The organism is Desulfovibrio sp. DV, assembly GCF_001936595.1.
Lineage (GTDB): Bacteria > Desulfobacterota > Desulfovibrionia > Desulfovibrionales > Desulfovibrionaceae > Solidesulfovibrio.
Window position 1 is genome coordinate 1 of record NZ_MLBG01000211.1, and the last position, 275, is coordinate 275.

1 protein-coding gene is annotated in these 275 nt (G+C 62.2%); it reads left to right on the forward strand.

The annotated features are described in order from the left end of the window. Window positions 1–25: 25 nt before the first annotated feature. Window positions 26–275, forward strand: a 250-nt coding sequence (locus tag DVDV_RS21945) for a 5'-nucleotidase C-terminal domain-containing protein (RefSeq protein ID WP_254845500.1), incomplete at its 3' end; no start/stop codon positions are given.

Consider the following 275-nt stretch of genomic DNA (forward strand, 5'->3'; position numbering starts at 1 on the left):
GCCAGCCGGCAGCCGCATCACCTCCATCGAAACCGCCGACGCCAACGGCCACTTCACAGCCCTCACTCCCAACGCCGACTACCGCATAGCCGTCAGCGACTTCCTCTTTCGCGGCGGCGACAACTACACCATGCTCGGCAAAAAATGGCCGCGACGTCGAAGCCGACGGCATGGCCGTGGCCGATCTCATCGTGGCATGGCTCGGCGCACACGACCCACTCCAGTTGGAACTGGACGGACGCATCGCAGTCGCGAAATAAGAGAAGAAGAAGAAC